The organism is Nocardioides sp. YR527, from assembly GCF_900101045.1.
GTDB lineage: Bacteria > Actinomycetota > Actinomycetes > Propionibacteriales > Nocardioidaceae > Nocardioides.
This window is the reverse complement of record NZ_FNFN01000004.1, coordinates 580259-597958: the sequence shown is the minus strand read 5'-3', so window position 1 is coordinate 597958 and position 17700 is coordinate 580259. Positions and strand designations below refer to the sequence as shown.

Below are 17700 nucleotides of genomic sequence, written 5' to 3'. Positions count from 1 at the left end.
CCATGTGGATCGACAGAGTGCGGAAGGATGTATCGACAGGTGCGGATGCGCCGACGACTACTGCCATTCGGGCTTGGCGTAGATGACCTCGTCGGTGGTGGCCGCCGAGTCCGGGCCGACGATCTTGATCTCGCCGTCCTGGAACTGCCCGAGAAGCATGTCGCCCTGCGGGCGACCGGTCTCGTCCCAGTTGAGGGGGCCCACGATGGTCTCCACGCTGTTTGCATGCAGCCAGTCCTTGATCGCCTCCTGGTCGAGGCTGCCGACCGAGTCGACCGCCTCGGCGAGGACCTGCCCCGCGGTGTAGGAGTTCGCCGCGTCCTCGCTCGGTGCGGCGCCGTACTCCTCGGTGTAGCCGCTCACGAAGCCGTCGTTCGTCGGGTACGCCGCCTCAGGGCTCCACGCGAGGTAGGTGAAGATGCCCTCGGTATTGGCCTCGCCGATCGTCTCCGCGTACGTCGGGTCGGTCGGAGCGTTCATCTGGTAGAGCATCGGCGGCGAGAAACCGACCTTCTGCATCGATCGGATCAACGACATGCCGTCAACCGCGATCGCGCCGTTGATGACCAGGTCGGGGTCGGATTGCTTGATGTCGCTGGCGATGGCGTCGAAGTTCGACGTGTCCGGGGAATAGGTCACGTCGTAGACCGTCTCGATCCCGAGCTCGGCAAGCTGGTCGGAGAACAGCTTGGCCGCTTGAGTCGTGTTCGGGTCGTCGAGCTGCACGAGACCCACCGTCTCCGGCCGTTCGGCCTCGGGCATCGTGGACAGCAGCTCGACGAACCGGTCAGGCAGCTTCTGCGTCGTCGCCGGCTGGGCGAAGAACAGGTACTCGAGGTCGCGCTCGAAGATCTCGTCGGCGCCACCGGACGGCTGCACGTAGGCGTAGCCGAACCGTTCGGCCACCGGCGCGACCGCAACGTTGAGGTCGGAGGAGAAGGTCCCGAGCACCAGGTCGACCTTGTCCTCGGAGATCAGGCGGGTGTAGTCGGAGATCGCGGTCTGCTGGTCGAAGCCGTCGTCCAGCACCTTGAGCTCGACCTCCCGTCCGAGCAGCCCGCCGTTCGAGTTCAGCTCGTCGACCCAGTACTGGTATCCCTCCATGCCGGGCTTGGCCCGGTCGGCTACGGGGCCGCTCAGCGGGAGGGACATGCCGATGACGATCGGCCCGTCGCCGTCTGACGGATCGCTGCCGGACAGGCCACAACCTGCGCTGAGGACCAAGAGCGAGACCACGGCCACGGCGGCACCGCCGCGAGTTCCGCGGAACGGTGAGCGGATGTTTCGTTTCATGATGATTCTTCTCCTTGGATGACCGAGAAGCAGTGCGTACTTGGGTCGTTGCGCCCGAACGATGGCGGTGTCAGCGAGAACTCGACCTCCCGTGGTCGCTGACGACCTGCGGCGAGAGAGCGGGGTACGGCTCCCCGTCGAGGCCAGGCACGACAACCCGCCTAGGGTCGTTGTCGTGATCGACGAGCTGTTGACTCGCGTAATCGGTGACGGCTCCTGACAGCAGCTGACGAGGGTCCTCCAGGACCATCCGCAGGCGTGCCGTCAGCGAGAACCAGTCGTCGACGCCGTGGATGGCCGGCATCTGCGTGATCGTCTGCGCGTCGTAGGCAGAGGACTCGGTGGGGGGATCGGGCTCGAACCGTGGGTAGTCGGTGAACATGTCCGCTCCGAGGTCGGACGTCGCGATGATGGTCGACCACATTCGCCGGTACTCGCCCTCGAGCGCCGATGCGGCCGCGAGGTCGGTGCCGTCGTACAGGGGGAAGACGGGCGCGTGCGGGGCGATCAGCAGGTGGCGGTGCGGTAGACGCCCTCGGGAGATCGTGTTGATGACTTTCGCGACACTGTTGCTGTCGCGGGTGACGCCGGCAGTCGGGCGTCCCTGGCGGCCGGCGATGATCACCATCGCCTTCTCCCACGGCAGGTCCAGGGCGTCGCACCACCGGATCAGACGGTGGGAGGTGTCCATCCCGGTGAGGAAGAACGTCGCGACCATGATCCGGTTCATCGGAACGGGTAGGTCGTCGGCCGGCCCCTCCAGCAGGTAGCGACGTACGTGGTCGGCGCTGAGGTAGGTGTCGTCGTCGAGTGACCGCTCCAGGAAGCGCTCAGTCACGACGCACGCGTATTGCGTCATCCGGGCGATCGACTCCTCGCGGCCGACGAAGGCCTCGACTGCGATCTCGTCGGCCCAGAGTCGGCGAGAGTTCGATGTGTGCACGGCGCGACAGGCGTCGAGCAGCGTCTCGGCCGAGCGACGCCAGTCTCCGTCGGGCTCGAGCTCCTTGAGTCGCGCGAGCGTGGAGACGGCCGGGCCGAGGTGGGAGATCGCTGCCAGCTCCTTGAAGCCTCGCGCTCCGAGCCGGAAGCTCTCGATGATCGGCGGGGCGCCGTTGCCCAGGTACACGGCGATGTCGCCGTGCGTCGCCACCAGGAGGGGGCGCGAGGAGTCGAGCCGCTCGGCCGCCAGCCCGAACCTGGCGCCGATGCTGTGGGCGGACGCCGTGTAGGCCCGGTAGAGCGCCAGCAGGGCGGGGTTCTCGACGTACTCGGTGGTCATGCCGCCCCCGCTTCGAGGAGCTCGAGCCGGTAGATGACCGACTCACCGGCGAAGCGGACGTCGGCGGACAGGCCGTTCGACACGGCGAACGTCACGACGGCCCCATCGACCCGGAGGATCTCGGAATCAGTGCCGCCGACTGTCGGGAACTCGGTGAGCACGTCGAGCGCGCCGTCCCGCCACTCGTAGATCTGCGACCACAGGCTGGGCTCCGGGGCGGCCGGGCTGCCGGTGATGAAGTTGACCCGGATGATCAGAAGTCGGCCCGCGGACTCGATCAGGGTGAGCTCGCGCGCACCCGTGCCGGCGAGTTCCTGGACGGAGACGAACACGGTGCCGTCCCACCGCAGGAGGCGCGGAGGCTCGGTTATCGCGGCTGCCAGGAGGTAGACATCGCCATCGCGCTCGAAGTGGACGAACGCCCTTCCTCCGCTGGCGATCAGCTCTTGGTGCGGCTCAAGCCGGTCGTTGGCCCAGCGGTAGAGCACGCTCGCGCCGACGTGGTCGGCGTGCGCGACGTACAGGCGGCCGTCGATCTCGAACGGGTACCAGTTGTAGCTCCAGTGCGACGGGATGGTCTGGAAGGGCACGAACGACGCGCCGTCCCACTCGAGGACCAGCGAGTTGCGGTTGTGGCCAGCGCCAGGCAGCTCGAGGCCTTGGGCTAGGCCGAGGAAGTGGCGCCCCGCGACCTGCCAGTGCTTCCACTGCTTCGCGGCGAACGAGGGGAACTTCTGGAACAGTTCGAACGCACCCTCGCGCCACTCGTAGATCAGCGAGTCTGTGTCGAAATCGTACGGGCCCGACCCGGTGCGGATGCATGCGATCGCCAGGAACGACCGTCCGTCGATCTGGAAGAACTCGGCGTCCTCGCCGCCCGGCCCGATGAGCGAGCCGAAGGGCTCGTAGCGGTCGCCGGCCAGACGGTACAACAGCACCTCGGTGTCGCTGTCGCCGTCGTTCATCCCGGCCGGCTTCCCCGCCACGTCGACGGCGAGCTGAGGGATGGCGAGCAGGTCCAGGCCTTGCACGTTGAAGGCCTTCGCGGCGCGGGCGCCGGAGGTCGGGATCCTCTGCTGTTCGCTCAGGGAGAACGTCATGGATTCATGGAACTCGACATGTGATTTGCGTCGCAAGTAGGCTGCGTTAACGCTTGGCAGCATCCACCGTTAACAAGGATGACGCATGTTGAACACCGACCGGCTGCTGGTGCTGCGTGCCGTGGCCGCCCACGGCTCGATCGCCGCCGCGGCTCGGGAGCTCGGCTACACCCGGTCCGCCATCTCGCAGCAGATGTCGGCCCTGGAGCGCGCGGCTGGCGCAGCGTTGCTGATCCGTGGCGGCAACACCGTCACCGTGACCCCGCTCGGCCGCAAGCTGCTCGAGCACACCGAGCGGATCCTGGTCGAGCTCCGCGCGGCAGAGGCGACGCTTCGTCAGGCCGACGGTCAGGTCTCGGGCAGCCTCCGGATCGGGGTGGCATTCCGCGAGGGGCCGCCGATCATGAGCACCGCGCTCACCCACATCCGCCAGCGCTACCCCCAGCTCGAGATCACCCTGGCCGCCGTGACGGACGAGCAGGCCGCGGAGGAAATCCGCCGTGGCCATCTCGACGCGGCGATCGTGTCCCGGTTCGAGACCCGGGAGCCCGAGGCCGAGCAGGGACTCATGGAGTGGACCCTGGGCAGCGACGCCCTGCGGCTCTGCGTGCCCACCGGCCACCGGCTGGCGACGACGAAGAAGACTGCCTTCGCCGACCTCGTCGACGAGGGGTGGGTCGTGTGCCAGGCCAACTCGCTGGGCCGTTGGGTGCTGCGCCACTGCGCCGACGCGGGCTACCGGCCTCGCATCGTTGCCTCGGTGCACGACGTCGCGACCGCGATCGGCCTGGTCAACGTGGGCTGGGGGATCACCGTCGCACCCGAGCTCACGCCGATCGGCGGCGACGGCGCCGTCGTGCACGTCCCCATCGACCAGATGAACGTGCGCCGCTACAGCACCTTGATCGTGCGGGACGGCGAGCAGGCCCTGCCGGAGGTCTCAGCGGTGGTCACCGCGGTGCACAAGGCCGCGGCGGCGACGGATCTCGAGCAATGAGAAAACATCCGACTCAGGCCGGTTGGGCTACGAGCCGACCGTTGAGGTCTACGCGTCGTTCATCTTTGAGGGTCCAGGCATGGCGTAGATCAACCGGCAACTTCTCGACGTGGACGAACGACAGGGCCTGACCAACGTCGCATCACTGTTCGGCCACTGACCCATGACGGCGCGTGGCACTTGATCGAAGCCGAGTACCCAATGATGCTGTCTGAAGGTGAGCAGCGTCTCGCGACCAGACCTCTCCGCAAGTTGTAGACGTCGGTGCTGGCGAAATCTTCACGGACGGCACCGGCTGCAAGCGCGCGTTCGACAAGGTTGTCGACAGCCCGCCCGAGGTCATCGCGAATCTGTCCGATCGGACGCTCGTCGAGGCTCGCATTGGCGAGAACTGTGCTCACGATGCGGTTCTTCAGGACCCAGGATCGCGCCCCGCGGCCGGTGAAAGCGGTCGCGACGAACGAGGCCTGACCGTGGCCCCGGCCCCGAACGTCGGCAGAGCCGACTACGCGACGGATTCGTAGTCTTCGTCGATCTCGTACGCGGCGTACCTCTCGGCCAACCGTGCCTCGCCCCCGCGCCGCGGCCCTAGGCGCCACACGCTTGCGGTTGAAGAGGACGGCCGCGGTGATGACCGTCGCGATCACCGGATCCGAACATCTGCCAGAACGCCGGCGGCCCTCCCCACCGTCTCGCTGATGCTCATTGCTCGTGCCCTATCTGTTGGGCCTGTGCGCACCGAGCATCGGCACATCGGTTCAGGAGCGGGGGCTACGTACGCAACCATGCGTAGGCCGCCCCGCGAGGACGAACGCGGTGCAGGCGATGACCGCCGCGGTCACCATCACGAAGGCGGCCGGTACGGCGGCGCTCTCCCCGCCGATGCTGACCAGCGGTGAGACCAGCGCGGCGAGGCCGAACTGGAGCGCACCTAGGATCGCCGAAGCGCTGCCCGCAGCCCGGGGCACCGACTCCAGTGCGAGCGCGGTCGCGTTGCCGAGGACCAGGCCGAGTGGCGCGACCGCGACGAAGACCGCGACGGCGAGCAGCCCGACAGGTAGACCGGCGAGCGCGATGACCAGGAACAGCACGGTGCCGGCGAGCGAGACGGTGAGGCCCAGACCCACCATGCGGCGTACGTCGACGCGACCGGCGAGGTTGGCCGAGGCGGCGCTGACGATCATGAGCGCGAAGGCGTTGAGGCCGAAGAGCATGCCGTAGGCCATCTCGCTGAGGCCCATCATCTCCTGATAGAGGAACGGCGAGGCCGAGATGTAGGCCATCATCACCGCGAACCCGAACGCGAAGGCCAGCGTGTGGCCGACATAGCTGCGTGAGCGGAGGTCGCCGACGACCGACCCCTGCTCGGCACGGGCGACGCGGAGCTCGGCACGGCGCGTGGGCGGCAGCGACTCACGTACGACCACGAGCACGGCGACGAGCATCAGCACCGCGATCGCGAGCACGACGGTGAGCACGCCGCGCCAGCCGAGCGGCCCGGCGATGAAACCTCCCGCCAGCGGCGCCACGACCGGGGCGACCCCGCCGGCGACCATCATCAGGCTCATCGCGCGTGCCGCGGCGGGCCCCTCGGCGCGGTCGGAGACGATCGCGCGCCCGAGCACCATGCCCGCGGCCCCGGACAGACCCTGCACGAGCCGGGCCACGACCAGGAGCTCGACCGTCGGCGCGAAGACGGCGGCCACGCTCGAGACCACAAAGACCGCCGCACCGACGAGAAGAGGCGTACGTCGCCCGATCCGGTCCGAGAGCGGCCCGAAGGCGAGCTGGCCCACGGCGACGCCGACGAGGAACGCCGTGAGCGTCAGCTGGATGCTCGTCGCGTCGGTGCCGAGATCGGTGACCATCGCCGGGAACGCCGGCAGATAGAGGTCGGTGGCGAAGGGCGCGACGGCGGAGAGCAGGGCGAGTACGAGCAGCAGCGCCGGCCCGATCGCGGAAACGGCAGGCCGCGGCGGCTCGATGGTGGCGGTGGGCGAGGTCATGACACGATATTAATTATGTTTTCATAATTATCCAAGCGCAACCACTAGAGTGTGAACATGCTTACCCGCGCCGATGCCGACGAACTCGCCGACCTCGCGGAGATCGTCACGACGCTCGCACGCGACATCGACCGCCACCACCTCCGTGACCCCGGGATCACCGAGCTCTCGACCGGAGAGCAGGCGGTGATGCGTTACGTCGACCGCCACCCCGGCGCCACTCCCAGCGAGATCGCCCAGGACGTCGGCATGCAGCGCCCCAACATGAGCGCGACGCTGCGCAAGCTCGAGGACAAGGGCCTCGTCGTACGTTCGGAGGGCGTCGGCGACAGACGAGGGAAAATCGTCACCCCGACCCCGCACGCCGCCGAGAACCTGCGCCGGCTGCGCGCGGTGTGGAGCGACGCGCTCGCCCCGGCCGCCGGCGAGCCGGACCTCGCCGACCTCACCGCTCGGCTCAGCGCGATCCGCGACCTCGTGGCGGCCGGCCGCGGCAGGAGCTGCGCCGAGTCAGGTCGCTGAGCGAAACCCGCTGACCACCGTCGACATCGAAGTTGTCGAGGTCGAGCCAGCGCCCGTGGGCGTCCCGCACGCCCGCCCACTCCTCGGTGGTGACCGAAAACCAGGCGATATCCCGGTTTGGGACTTTCAGCGCGATGAAAGTGCCAGACGGCGAGGAGGTGGGGGCCTCGACGTCTCCCGCGGAACGGTCCGATCGGTCGTCCTGCGGCTCGCTCGGGAGGGCTACCTCACCCGGGAGCCCAACCGCGGAGTCCGAACACGGGCCTTCACTGTCGAGGAAGCCGTCAAACGTCCTCGAGGCCCACGATGTCCTCGAGTCCGCGCTGGCGGGAAAGTGCGCGGAGCTGGCAACCGAGGAGGAGATGGCGATGCTCAGATCCATCTGGGAGGAGATGGGCGAGCGTTAGCCCGACTCGCGCTCGAACGGCTCGACGGCGGTGCGACCGCGTTGATCACCGGCCCCAAAGGTCCTGAACCGCTCACGCGCCGGTGAACGTCGGCTTCTCGCGACCGATGAACGCCGCGACCGCGTTGGCGTGGTCCTCGGTCCGGCCGCACCGGGTCTGCGCGGCAGCCTCTGCCTCGAGACAGTCTTCGAGCGAGCGTCCCGGCGCCTCGGCGAGCAGGCGCTTGGTATCGGCATAGGCGGTGGTCGGCCCCTGCGCGAGTTGACCAGCCAGCTCGCCGGCCCGCGCCAGAACGTCCTCCGGTGCGACGACCTCGCCGGCGATGCCCCAGTCCACGCCTTGCTCGGCGGTGAAGGTGCGGCCGAAGAGGATCAGCTCACGCGCCCGGGACTCTCCGACGGCACGTGCCAGGGTCACCGACAATCCGGAGTCGAAGGTCAGCCCGATCGCTGTGAAGGCCGTCCCCAGCTTCGCGCCGGTAGCAAAGACCCGGTAGTCGCAGGCGAGGGCGAGGCCGAGCCCTGCCCCCACGCACGCGCCGCCGACGGCGGCCACCACAGGCTTGGGCATCGTCATGAGGTCCCTCACGATAGGCGAGTAGTGCTTCCGTACGGTCGCGAACGCCGCCTCCGCGCCGCCCGCCAGCGCCGTCGCATGCTCGCCGAGATCCTGCCCGACGCAGAACGTCGGCCCCGCCGCGGCCAGCACGACGGCGCGCACCCGCCGGTCCCCGGCGACAGACGCGACGGCGTCCCGCAGCGCCTCCTTGGTGTCCCGGTCGAGCGCGTTGCGCTGCTCCGGGTGGTTGAGCGTGATGGTCGCGACCGCTGCCTCACGGTCGACGAGAACCGGCGTGTCGTTCATCGTTCCTCCTCCAGGATGGATCGCCCCAGCGATCGGCTACGTCCGCGAAATTCGGCGATCACGATGCCTGCCCGTCGCACTGTAACGTCGTAGATGCCGGACCGGCCCCGCAGCGCCACCTCGCGGGCGTCGGCGACGAGGACGTCGCCGAGAAACCCCGGCTCGAGGAAGTCGACCTCGAAGCCGGTGGCCACCGTCACCGTGCCGTGGCTGTTGCAGGCGACCGCGAACGCACTGTCAGCCAGTGCCGAGACGATTCCTCCATGGCAGAGGTCGTACCCATTGACCATGTCGGATCGCACCCTCATGGAGAGCCTGGCCCTGCCTGGCGCGACGTCCTCGAGCACCATGCCGAGCGCCCGACTGGCGCTGTCCGACGCCCACATCGCCTCGGCGCAGGCGCGCGCATGAGCGACCGAGCCGGTCATGCTGGTCACCATGTGTAGAACCCCTTGCCGGACTTGCGGCCCAACTCCCCCGCCTCGACCTTGTCGCGGAGCAGCTGCGGCGGCGCGAACCGCGGCCCGAGCTCGTGCTCGAGGTGGTCGGCGATGTCGAGACGTACGTCGAGACCGACGAGGTCGGTGGTCCTCAGCGGGCCGACCGGATGCCGGTAGCCGAGCGTCATCGCGGTGTCGATGTCCTCGGCGGTAGCCACTCCCTCCTCGAGCATCCGCATCGCCTCCAACGCGATCGCCACCCCGAGACGGCTGCTGGCGAAGCCGGGTGAGTCGGCGACGGTGATCGCGCTCTTGCCCAGGTCACCGACCCATTCCTGTGCCTGTGCCACCACAGCTGCCGCGGTCGCCTTGCCGACCACGACCTCGACCAGGGCACTGGCCGGAACCGGGTTGAAGAAGTGCAGACCGACGAACCGCTCGGCTGCGGCGAGGCCGGCGGCCAGACCGTCGATGGAGAGCGAGCTGGTGTTGCTGGCGATCACCGCGTCGCGGGCCGCGAGCTCGATGCTGGCGAGCACCGAGGCCTTGAGGCCAGGTATCTCGGGCACGGCTTCGATGACGAGGCCGGCTCCGGACAGATCAGCGGCATCCGTCGTGACCGACAGGACACCAGTGGCGGTGATGCCACGCTCGACCGACCTGGCCAAGTTCGCGTCGATACGAGTGCGTGCCTTCGCGGCGGCCTCGGGATCGGTCTCGACGACGACCACGTCGGCTCCGGCGACCAGGAGCGCATGAGCGATCCCGGCACCCATGCGACCACCCCCGTAGACGCCGGTCTTGTCGGGCAGACTCATCGCTTCTCCTTGCGGTCGAGGAAGGCTGTCATCCGGTCGAACTTCTCCTCGGTCTCGAAGAGCACGGCCTGCGCGATGTCATCGATGAGCGGATGGGCATCGCGCGGGGCGTGAAACAGCTGCTTGGTGAGGCGTACGGCGAGTGGACCCTGTCCCGCGATCCGGTCGGCCAGGCGGTGCCCGGCGGCCTCGAGGTCGTCGACGGGCACCACCTCCGTGAGCAGGTTGGCCGAGACCGCCTCGTCGGCGCCGAGGATCCTTCCGGCCAACAGGATCTCCTTGGCGAGCGGTTCGCCGACCAGCTCACGCAACCGCCAGTTCGCTCCCGCCGCAGCGAGAATCCCGAGGCCAGCTTCGGGGCTCCCGATCTTCGCGGTCGGCGTGCCGATCCGGAAGTCGCACGCGTACGCCAGTTCCGCACCCCCGCCCAACGCGTAGCCGTCGATGAGTGCGATGACGGGCATCGGCAACCGGTGGATCCGGTCGAAGATGCCGGAGTTGATGCCACGCAACGCGTCGTCGCGACGACGTTCTCGGAGCTGAGCGATGTCGGCGCCGGCCGCGAAGGTGCCACCCGAGCCGACGATGAGCGCGATCTTGAGGGAGCGTTCGAGGTCGGCACAGGCGTCGTGCATAGCCTCGACCATCGCGAGGTCTATCGCGTTGCGCGCTTCCGGGCGGTTCAGCCGGAGCACGACGCGATCGTCGTGATCCTCGATGAGCAGTGGCGTCGTCACGGGCGCTCCAGCAGCAGTGCCGTGCCCTGGCCGACACCGACGCACATGGTCGCCAGGCCACGGCGGCCGCCTGCTCGCTCGAGCCTGCCGAGGAGCGTGATGGCGATGCGCGTTCCGGAGGCGCCGAGCGGGTGGCCGAGGGCGATCGCGCCTCCGTCGGCGTTGACGATCGCCGGGTCGAGGTGGAGGTCGCCCATGCAGGCCAGCGCCTGCGCGGCGAATGCCTCGTTGAGCTCGACGGCATCCAGGTCCTCGATGGTCCAGCCCGCTCGGTCGAGCACACGGCGGGTCGCCGGCACCGGGCCGATGCCCATGATCTCCGGCGCCACGCCAGCGCTGGCGCCGGCCACGAGGCGGGCACGCGGCTGCAGCCCGTGACGCTCGGCGAACCGTTCGCTCACGACTACGACCGCGGCGGCGCCGTCGTTGAGCGAGCTGGAGTTTCCGGCGGTGACGATGCCGTCCGGGCCGTTGACCGGGCGGAGCCGGGCGAGCTGTTCCAGACTGGTGTCCTCGCGCGGGCCTTCGTCCTCGGTGACATCGCCGACCGCGACGATCTCGTCCGCGAAGCGCCCGTTCTTCCGGGCGTCGACCGCCCGTTGATGCGACCGCAGGGCGAACTCGTCCAGCTGCTCGCGGGTCAGCTTCCACTGTTCCGCGACGCGTTCAGCGGTCTCCGGCATGGACAGGGTGGTGTCCGCGGCGAAGGCAGGGTTGGTGAACCGCCACCCGATCGAGGTGTCGTACGACGTACCGGGCTTGGCGAAGGCACGAGTGGGCTTCGCCGTGACCCATGGTGCTCGGCTCATCGACTCCACTCCCCCTGCGACGACGACATCGGCGTCACCGGCGGCGATCATCTGGCGGGCGGTGATCAGGGCGGTGAGGCCGGAGGCGCAGAGCCGGTTGACGGTGAAACCGGGCACCGTATCGGGAAGCCCGGCCAGCAGGGCCGCCATGCGAGCCACGTTGCGGTTGTCCTCCCCTGCCTGGTTGGCAGCTCCCAACACCACCTCGTCGATGAGGTCGGGTGCGATACCGGCACGGGTCACCGCCTCGCGCACGGTGAGCGCGGCCAGGTCGTCGGCGCGGGTATGGGCGAGCGCACCGCCGTATCGGCCGATGGGCGTGCGCGCACCGTCGAGGATGAAGGCTTCGGTCATGTCTGCTCCAGGGGTCAGGCGTCGAAGTCGACGTTCACGGCGTCGCTGACGGGGAAGGTCTGGCAGGTGAGCACGAAGCCGCGCTCGACCTCTTCGCGCTCGAGTGCGTAGTTGCGCACCATCTCGACGTCCCCGCCGGTGACCTTGGCCCGGCAGGTGCCGCAGACACCGCCCTTGCAGGCGAACGGAAGGTCGGTTCGGGTCTCCTGGGCCGAGTCGAGGATGGACTGGGTGCGCGGCATCGGCGTGGTCGTGCTGCGTCCGTCGAGGACGACGGTGACTTCGCTGGTCACGCCCTCGACCAGCTTGTCGGCGTGGCGCAGCTGCGGGGGCGGAGCGTCGACGAAGAAGAGCTCGAAGTGCACCTTCTCGGCGGGTACCCCGAGGTCCTCGAGGATCGCCCGCGACTCCTCGATCATGGCCAGGGGGCCACAGAGCCAGACGTGGTCGACATCCTGCAGGGGGACGAGCTCGGTGAGGATCGTGCGCAGCCGATCACCTTCGATCCGGCCCGTGAACAGCTCCACGTCCCTCGGCTCTCGCGAGAGCACGTGCATGAGGTCGAAGCGCGAGCAGTACCGGTTCTTGAGGTCGGCCAGCTCCTCGGCGAACATCACCGAGCTCGTGGTCCGGTTGCCGTAGAGCAGGCTCACCTGGGCCTTCGGGTTGCGCAGCACGGTCGATGCGACCGACAGCATCGGGGTGATTCCCGAACCGGCCGCGATGCACAGGTGGGTTCCTCCCCCGTCGGGGTCCGCACGGAACGCGCCGGAGGGCCCCTGGACGTCGATCTCGGAGCCGGGGCGCACGTCGCGCACCAGCCACTGCGAGAAGAGCCCGTCAGGGATCTCTCGTACGCCGATCCGGGGACGCTCGCCCGCCGGCGCGCAGATCGAGTAGCTGCGGCGGTGCTCGACCCCGTCGATGACCCGGCGCAGGGTGAGCGCCTGGCCGGCGGCGAAGTCGAACTCCGCCTCGAGGTGGTCGGGGACGTCGAACGTGACCGCCGCCGAGTCATCGGTGAGCGGCTCGATGGATCGGACGGTGAGCGTGTGGAAACCGGGCACCTCAGATCTCCTTCACATGGTCGAACGGCTCGAGGCAGGTCAGGCAGCGATAGAGCGCCTTGCACGCCGTGCTGCCGAACTCGCTGGTGACCTCGACGTCGACCGAGCCGCACTGCGGGCAGTGGACGGCGCGTCGGAGCGGCGAGAGGGTCAGCGCGACCGGGCCGGCAACCGGTGTCGCCCGACCCGGTGGGGAGATGCCGTGCTCGGCCAGCGCGGTGCGGCCTCGCTCGCTGATCCAGTCGGTGGTCCAGGCCGGGCTCAGGGTGAGCCGAACCGTGGCCTCGAGGCCGGCCTCCTTCAACGTACGCACGATGTCGTCACGCATCGTCGCCATCGCCGGGCAGCCCGAGTACGTCGGGGTGATCGCGACCGTCACCGTGCCGTTCTCGTCGACGGACACGTCGCGGAGCACGCCGAGGTCCTCCAGGGTGAGCATCGGGAGCTCCGGGTCGGTGACTGTCGCGACGAGCTCGCGGGCCCGGTCGAGCAGGGCAGCCATCACCACACCCCCATCGGGTGCTCGCGGGCGACGACCTGCATCTCGGCCAGCAAGCGACTCAGGGCCTCGCTGTGCATGCCGTCGCGCCCGGTCTGGCCCTCTACCCCGGCCAGAGCGCGGGCGGTGGGACGTTCGACCCCGCTGACCGCGAAGACCTGCTCGAGCACCACGTCGACGTCCGCGGCGATGCTCGCCGGGTCGACACCGATTCGTGCCTCCACCTCGTGGGAGGCGAACAGCTCCGCCCGCAGCGGCCACACGGTGGCCAGTCCGGCCAGCAGCCGCCGGCGCGACTCCTCGGTGCCCTGAGCGAGCGTGAGGAACCAGCGACCGGCGAAGTCTCGGTGGTAGGTCAGCTCCTTGACGCCCTTGGCAGCCACGGCCGCGAGCACCGCGTCCGGGCTCTGGGTCAACCGCTCGAAGAGCGCGAGCCGGTACGTCGCGAAGACCAGCAGGCGGCTGATCGTCTCGGCGAAGTCACCGTTGGGAGCCTCGACCAGCCGCAGGTTGCGGAACTCCTGGCAGCTGCGGAAGTACGCCAACGCATCCTCCGCAGGCACCGGTGAGCCTTCCGGCAGCGCCGGCACCACCGACGGGTCGGCGGCCGCAGCCCGAGCCAGCAGCAACCTCGCCTGCCCCAGGAGGTCGAGAGCGATGTTGGCCAGGGCAATGTCCTCCTCGAGGTCGGGCGCGCTGCTGCACCACTCGGAAAGGCGGTGGGACAGGATCAGGGCGTCGTCGCCGAGCATCAGGCAGTAGGCGGCCAGGTCACCGGGTTCCATGCCCTCCGGGACGGTCGTGTCGACACCGGCGAGCGGGTCCTCGAAGTCGGTGCCGAACGCCCAGTGCGCGTCGTTGACCAGCAGGCCGTCGTAGACGGAGTCGTGCGGATCATGGGCCACCGGGTTCGCGTCGGTGTTGTGCGAGGGATTCGTCATCAGGACCTCACATGTGGGGAACGTTGTCGGGGATCTCGTAGAAGGTCGGGTGGCGGTAGACCTTGTCGCCGCTGGGTGAGAAGAGCGGGTCCTTCTCGTCCGGGCTGCTCGCCACGATGGCCTCGGACCTCACCACCCACAGACTGACGCCCTCGTTGCGACGGGTGTAGACGTCGCGGGCGTGCCGCAGTGCCATCTGGTCATCGGGCGCGTGCAGCGAGCCGACGTGCACGTGGTTGAGGCCGCGCTTGCCGCGCACGAACACCTCGTAGAGCGGCCAGTCAGCACTGGTCATCGGGCTTCCTCCGTGCTCGCCATATCGGACTTCGCGGCGTACGCGGTGGCTGCCTCGCGTACCCAGGCACCTTCGTCGTACGCGCGTCGGCGGTGTGCGATGCGCTGGTCACTGCACGGCCCGTCGCCCTTCACCACCTGCCAGAACTCGTCCCAGTCGGGGGCGCCGAAGTCCCAGGAGCCGCGCTCCTCGTTCCAGCGCAGATCGGGGTCGGGAAGGGTAACGCCGAGCGCCTCGGCCTGCGGGACGGTCATGTCGACCATCCGCTGTCGCAGCTCGTCGTTGCCGTGCCGTTTGATGCCCCAGGCCATCGACTGCGCCGAGTTCGGGCTGTCATCGTCGGGTGGGCCGAACATCATCAGGGCGGGCCACCAGAACCGGTTCACCGACTCCTGCACCATCGCGCGCTGCTCATCGGTGCCGCGCATCATCGTCATCAGCAACTCGAAGCCCTGACGCTGGTGGAACGACTCCTCCTTGCAGATCCGGATCATCGCCCGGCCGTACGGTCCGTAGGAGGTACGGCACAGCGGCACCTGGTTGCAGATCGCGGCACCGTCGACCAGCCAGCCAATCGTGCCGACGTCGGCGTAGGTCAGGGTCGGGTAGTTGAAGATCGAGGAGTACTTCTGGGTGCCAGCGATGAGCCGCTGGGTCAGCTCGTCGCGCGTGGCACCGAGCGTCTCGGCGGCCGAGTAGAGGTAGAGCCCGTGCCCGGCCTCGTCCTGCACCTTGGCGAGCAGGATCGCCTTACGCCGCAGCGAGGGCGCACGGGTGATCCAGTTGCCCTCGGGCTGCATCCCGATGATCTCGGAGTGCGCGTGCTGGGCGACCTGGCGGATCAGCGTCTGCCGGTATCCGTCAGGCATCCAGTCACGGGGTTCGATGCGCTCGTTGTGGGCGATCGTCTCGTCGAAGCCTCGTTCGAGGTCCTGGGTCGTCATGCCGGGCACACCTCCGCGGTGAACATGATCTTGTCTGCGGGCAAGGTCTCGGCGTCGGCGGCGACCTCTGCCATCTCCGGCGACCGCAGCGCGACCTTGAGCGCATCGGCGTCGTCGAAGTCGAGCTGGGTGACCAGGTACGGGGTGGGGCCGGGGCCAAGCGGCCGTGGCTTGGACCAACTGACCGCACGCAGGCCGGGGAGCGGCTCGCACAGCAGCAGATGCCGATCGAAGTAGTGCGCATCGAACGCCTCCGGATCGGCCGGCGCGGCGTACTGGATGGTGAGGCGATGAGTCATCGCTGTTCCTCCTTGGCGACGAGCGTGAGGACGTCGTAGGTCGCGACCGGCTGGTCCTCCTGGTTGGTGACCACGCTGTCCCAGCGGACCTCGCCGTACTCGGCGCTGTTGCGTGGGGTGATCTGCTTGACGGTCAAGGTGACCCGGATCGCGTCTCCGGCCTTGACCGGCGTGAGGAACCGCAGGTGGTCCACGCCGAAGTTCGCGAGCACCGGACCGGGGTTGGGCTCCACGAAGAGGCCGGCTGCCAGCGAGACCACCAGATAGCCGTGCGCGACGATGCCGCCGAAGAGCGGGTTGGCCGCGGCGGCGTCGGGGTCGGTGTGGGCGTAGAAGGTGTCGCCGGTGAACTCCGCGAAGTGGTCGATGTCCTCGAGCGTGACCGTGCGGGTGGCTGACTCGACGGTGTCGCCGATGCGTAGCGTGGCCAGGCTCTTGCGGAACGGGTGTTCCTCGTCGACGTGGCGGGCAGAGCCCTTCGTCCAGCGTCCGGTGATCGCGGTGAGCATGTCGGGAGAGGCTTGAATCGCGGAGCGCTGCAGGTGGTGCAGCACGCCGCGGATGCCGCCGAGCTCCTCGCCTCCGCCGGCCCTGCCGGGCCCGCCGTGCACGAGGACCGGCAGCGGTGAGCCGTGTCCGGTCGACTCGGCGGCGTCGTCGCGGTCGAGGACGAGGATCCGCCCGTGCCAGGGAGCCAGCCCGAGGACGAGGTCCCGCGCGACCCCGGCGTCGTGGGTGACGACAGAACCGGCGAGCGAACCCTTGCCGCGGGCGGCCAGGGCGATCGCCTCATCCAGGGTGTCGTAGCCGATGACGGTGCTCACCGGGCCGAACGGCTCGACGTCGTGGACCTCGGTGGCGTCCGCTCCGGCCCGGAGCAGGACGGGCGCCATGAACGCGCCGGGGCCGTCCGGAGCCTGGCCCCGGAAGACAACCTCGGCCGAGGCAGTCAGCGCCTCGACGGCCTTGCCGACGTCGTCTCGCTGGGCCAGCGAGGCCAGCGGGCCCATCCGGACACCTTCGTCGGCGGGGTTGCCGACGGTGATGCGGGCGAGCTTCGCCGAGAGCGCCTCGATGACCGCTTCGGCCATCCCGGACGGGACGATCGTGCGGCGGATGGCGGTGCACTTCTGGCCCGCCTTGACGGTCATCTCGGCGACGACGCCCTTGACGAACAGGTCGAACTCCGGGTCGTCCACCGTCACGTCCGGGCCGAGCACCGAGCAGTTGAGCGAGTCGGCCTCCACATCGAGACGTACCCCACCGTGCAGGACACCCGGGTGCGTACGCAGGATGCCGGCGGTGTGCGCAGAGCCGGTGAACGCCACCGAGTCCTGCACGTCGAGCTCGTCCAGAAGGCCCGCGGCGCTGCCGCTGAGCAGCTGCAGGGACCCCTCGGGAAGGATGCCCGAGGCAATGATGCGGCGGACGACGGCCTCTGTGAGGTAGGCCGTCTGTGAGGCGGGCTTGACGATGGTCGGGAGACCGGCCAGGAACGCCGGTGCGAGCTTCTCGAGCATCCCCCAGACCGGGAAGTTGAACGCGTTGATCTGGACCGCGACACCGGGTCGGCTGGTGTACACGTGCTGTCCCACGAACCGGCCCTCTCGGCCGAGCTGCTCGAGGTCGCCGTCGAGCAGGACCCGGTCGTTGGGGAGCTCGCGGGTGCCCTTGCTGGCATAGCTGAACACCGTGCCGAAGCCGCCATCGATGTCGACCATCGAATCGCGCTTGGTCGCGCCTGTCCGCAGGGACAACGCGTACAGCTCGTCCTTGTCGGCAGAGAGCGCCTTGGCGAGCTGCTTGAGCAGACCGGCTCGCTCGTGGAAGGTCAGCTCGCGGACGGCCGGCCCACCGACGGTCTTCGCGTGCTGGACCATCGCGCCGACGTCGAGCCCCCGGCTGGAGATACGAGCGACCACGTCGCCGGTCGAGGCATCAAGGAGCGGTTGCCCCTCATCGTCCGCCCGAAACCAGGCGCCGTTCGCGTAGCTCTCGAGAAGTGAAGTCATGTCCTGTTGTCTCT

General features: G+C 68.9%; 19 protein-coding genes. 3 read left to right on the top strand and 16 right to left on the bottom strand.

Annotated features, from left to right (window positions below; genetic code table 11):
* Window positions 1-57: 57 nt before the first annotated feature.
* The 3 genes from BLT25_RS15410 to BLT25_RS15400 form a co-directional block, all read right to left on the bottom strand.
* Entirely contained in the window at window positions 58-1293 is a 1236-nt protein-coding gene (locus tag BLT25_RS15410) for an amino acid ABC transporter substrate-binding protein (RefSeq protein WP_091047474.1), read from the bottom strand.
* A 70-nt stretch (window positions 1294-1363) separates the two neighbouring features.
* Entirely contained in the window at window positions 1364-2575 is a 1212-nt protein-coding gene (locus BLT25_RS15405) for a DUF5624 domain-containing protein (protein ID WP_091047471.1), read from the bottom strand.
* The gene (locus BLT25_RS15400; RefSeq protein ID WP_091047470.1) at window positions 2572-3675 is read right to left on the bottom strand and encodes a hypothetical protein; all 1104 of its coding nucleotides are present in this window, start codon (window positions 3673-3675) and stop codon (window positions 2572-2574) included. The genes BLT25_RS15405 and BLT25_RS15400 overlap by 4 nt, the downstream gene beginning before the upstream one ends.
* Window positions 3676-3760: 85 nt before the next feature.
* Between BLT25_RS15400 and BLT25_RS15395 the strand changes: the two genes are divergently transcribed.
* Window positions 3761-4672 carry a LysR family transcriptional regulator gene (locus BLT25_RS15395; RefSeq protein ID WP_091047467.1) on the top strand — a complete coding sequence of 304 codons (912 nt, stop codon included), beginning with the start codon at window positions 3761-3763 and terminating at the stop codon, window positions 4670-4672.
* A gap of 758 nt (window positions 4673-5430) precedes the next feature.
* Here BLT25_RS15395 and BLT25_RS15390 read toward each other — a convergent pair.
* Complete coding sequence (locus BLT25_RS15390) at window positions 5431-6678, bottom strand: multidrug effflux MFS transporter (protein ID WP_091047464.1); 1248 nt, start codon at window positions 6676-6678, stop codon at window positions 5431-5433.
* A 57-nt stretch (window positions 6679-6735) separates the two neighbouring features.
* Here BLT25_RS15390 and BLT25_RS15385 point away from each other — a divergent pair, with 57 nt between their 5' ends.
* Window positions 6736-7200, top strand: a complete 465-nt coding sequence (locus BLT25_RS15385; protein WP_091047463.1) for a MarR family winged helix-turn-helix transcriptional regulator — start codon at window positions 6736-6738, stop codon at window positions 7198-7200.
* Between the two features lie 89 nt (window positions 7201-7289).
* On the top strand, window positions 7290-7607 hold the full coding sequence (locus BLT25_RS15380) for a hypothetical protein (RefSeq protein ID WP_143033767.1): 318 nt from the start codon (window positions 7290-7292) through the stop codon (window positions 7605-7607).
* A gap of 72 nt (window positions 7608-7679) precedes the next feature.
* Here the strand turns inward: BLT25_RS15380 and BLT25_RS15375 are convergent, their stop codons facing one another.
* From BLT25_RS15375 to paaZ, 12 genes are read right to left on the bottom strand one after another with little or no spacing between them, the layout of a single operon-like run.
* The gene (locus BLT25_RS15375) at window positions 7680-8471 is read right to left on the bottom strand and encodes an enoyl-CoA hydratase/isomerase family protein (RefSeq protein ID WP_091047458.1); all 792 of its coding nucleotides are present in this window, start codon (window positions 8469-8471) and stop codon (window positions 7680-7682) included.
* On the bottom strand, window positions 8468-8899 hold the full coding sequence (gene paaI / locus BLT25_RS15370) for a hydroxyphenylacetyl-CoA thioesterase PaaI (protein ID WP_091047683.1): 432 nt from the start codon (window positions 8897-8899) through the stop codon (window positions 8468-8470). The genes BLT25_RS15375 and paaI overlap by 4 nt, the downstream gene beginning before the upstream one ends.
* Before the next feature lie 5 nt (window positions 8900-8904).
* The gene (locus BLT25_RS15365; RefSeq protein WP_091047455.1) at window positions 8905-9729 is read right to left on the bottom strand and encodes a 3-hydroxyacyl-CoA dehydrogenase family protein; all 825 of its coding nucleotides are present in this window, start codon (window positions 9727-9729) and stop codon (window positions 8905-8907) included.
* Window positions 9726-10466 carry an enoyl-CoA hydratase/isomerase family protein gene (locus tag BLT25_RS15360; RefSeq protein WP_091047453.1) on the bottom strand — a complete coding sequence of 247 codons (741 nt, stop codon included), beginning with the start codon at window positions 10464-10466 and terminating at the stop codon, window positions 9726-9728. Before BLT25_RS15360 ends, BLT25_RS15365 begins: the two co-directional genes overlap by 4 nt.
* Window positions 10463-11629 carry a thiolase family protein gene (locus tag BLT25_RS15355; protein WP_091047450.1) on the bottom strand — a complete coding sequence of 389 codons (1167 nt, stop codon included), beginning with the start codon at window positions 11627-11629 and terminating at the stop codon, window positions 10463-10465. Before BLT25_RS15355 ends, BLT25_RS15360 begins: the two co-directional genes overlap by 4 nt.
* Before the next feature lie 14 nt (window positions 11630-11643).
* Complete coding sequence (paaE, locus tag BLT25_RS15350) at window positions 11644-12696, bottom strand: 1,2-phenylacetyl-CoA epoxidase subunit PaaE (RefSeq protein ID WP_091047448.1); 1053 nt, start codon at window positions 12694-12696, stop codon at window positions 11644-11646.
* 1 nt (window position 12697) lies between these two features.
* Window positions 12698-13198, bottom strand: coding sequence for a 1,2-phenylacetyl-CoA epoxidase subunit PaaD (gene paaD, locus BLT25_RS15345; protein ID WP_091047681.1), 501 nt, complete (start codon window positions 13196-13198; stop codon window positions 12698-12700).
* Entirely contained in the window at window positions 13198-14136 is a 939-nt protein-coding gene (paaC, locus tag BLT25_RS15340) for a 1,2-phenylacetyl-CoA epoxidase subunit PaaC (RefSeq protein WP_091047445.1), read from the bottom strand. The genes paaD and paaC overlap by 1 nt, the downstream gene beginning before the upstream one ends.
* 7 nt (window positions 14137-14143) lie before the next feature.
* Window positions 14144-14431 (bottom strand): 1,2-phenylacetyl-CoA epoxidase subunit PaaB, encoded by a 288-nt coding sequence (gene paaB, locus BLT25_RS15335; protein ID WP_091047444.1) that lies wholly within the window; start codon window positions 14429-14431, stop codon window positions 14144-14146.
* A complete protein-coding gene (gene paaA, locus BLT25_RS15330; protein WP_091047441.1) occupies window positions 14428-15375 on the bottom strand; it encodes a 1,2-phenylacetyl-CoA epoxidase subunit PaaA in 948 nt (315 codons plus the stop codon). Before paaA ends, paaB begins: the two co-directional genes overlap by 4 nt.
* A complete protein-coding gene (locus tag BLT25_RS15325; protein WP_091047438.1) occupies window positions 15372-15674 on the bottom strand; it encodes an EthD family reductase in 303 nt (100 codons plus the stop codon). The genes paaA and BLT25_RS15325 overlap by 4 nt, the downstream gene beginning before the upstream one ends.
* Window positions 15671-17686, bottom strand: a complete 2016-nt coding sequence (gene paaZ / locus BLT25_RS15320) for a phenylacetic acid degradation bifunctional protein PaaZ (RefSeq protein ID WP_091047437.1) — start codon at window positions 17684-17686, stop codon at window positions 15671-15673. The genes BLT25_RS15325 and paaZ overlap by 4 nt, the downstream gene beginning before the upstream one ends.
* Window positions 17687-17700 lie beyond the last annotated feature (14 nt).

Excerpts from the sequence above, each read along its gene's own strand:
- BLT25_RS15410 (WP_091047474.1), bottom strand. The coding sequence starts at position 1,293 with ATGAAACGAAACATCCGCTCACCGTTCCGCGGAACTCGCGGCGGTGCC.
- BLT25_RS15405 (WP_091047471.1), bottom strand. The coding sequence starts at position 2,575 with ATGACCACCGAGTACGTCGAGAACCCCGCCCTGCTGGCGCTCTACCGG.
- BLT25_RS15400 (WP_091047470.1), bottom strand. The coding sequence starts at position 3,675 with ATGACGTTCTCCCTGAGCGAACAGCAGAGGATCCCGACCTCCGGCGCC.
- BLT25_RS15395 (WP_091047467.1), top strand. The coding sequence starts at position 3,761 with ATGTTGAACACCGACCGGCTGCTGGTGCTGCGTGCCGTGGCCGCCCAC.
- BLT25_RS15390 (WP_091047464.1), bottom strand. The coding sequence starts at position 6,678 with ATGACCTCGCCCACCGCCACCATCGAGCCGCCGCGGCCTGCCGTTTCC.
- BLT25_RS15385 (WP_091047463.1), top strand. The coding sequence starts at position 6,736 with ATGCTTACCCGCGCCGATGCCGACGAACTCGCCGACCTCGCGGAGATC.
- BLT25_RS15375 (WP_091047458.1), bottom strand. The coding sequence starts at position 8,471 with ATGAACGACACGCCGGTTCTCGTCGACCGTGAGGCAGCGGTCGCGACC.
- paaI (WP_091047683.1), bottom strand. The coding sequence starts at position 8,899 with ATGACCGGCTCGGTCGCTCATGCGCGCGCCTGCGCCGAGGCGATGTGG.
- BLT25_RS15365 (WP_091047455.1), bottom strand. The coding sequence starts at position 9,729 with ATGAGTCTGCCCGACAAGACCGGCGTCTACGGGGGTGGTCGCATGGGT.
- BLT25_RS15355 (WP_091047450.1), bottom strand. The coding sequence starts at position 11,629 with ATGACCGAAGCCTTCATCCTCGACGGTGCGCGCACGCCCATCGGCCGA.
- paaD (WP_091047681.1), bottom strand. The coding sequence starts at position 13,198 with ATGGCTGCCCTGCTCGACCGGGCCCGCGAGCTCGTCGCGACAGTCACC.
- paaC (WP_091047445.1), bottom strand. The coding sequence starts at position 14,136 with ATGACGAATCCCTCGCACAACACCGACGCGAACCCGGTGGCCCATGAT.
- paaB (WP_091047444.1), bottom strand. The coding sequence starts at position 14,431 with ATGACCAGTGCTGACTGGCCGCTCTACGAGGTGTTCGTGCGCGGCAAG.
- paaA (WP_091047441.1), bottom strand. The coding sequence starts at position 15,375 with ATGACGACCCAGGACCTCGAACGAGGCTTCGACGAGACGATCGCCCAC.
- BLT25_RS15325 (WP_091047438.1), bottom strand. The coding sequence starts at position 15,674 with ATGACTCATCGCCTCACCATCCAGTACGCCGCGCCGGCCGATCCGGAG.
- paaZ (WP_091047437.1), bottom strand. The coding sequence starts at position 17,686 with ATGACTTCACTTCTCGAGAGCTACGCGAACGGCGCCTGGTTTCGGGCG.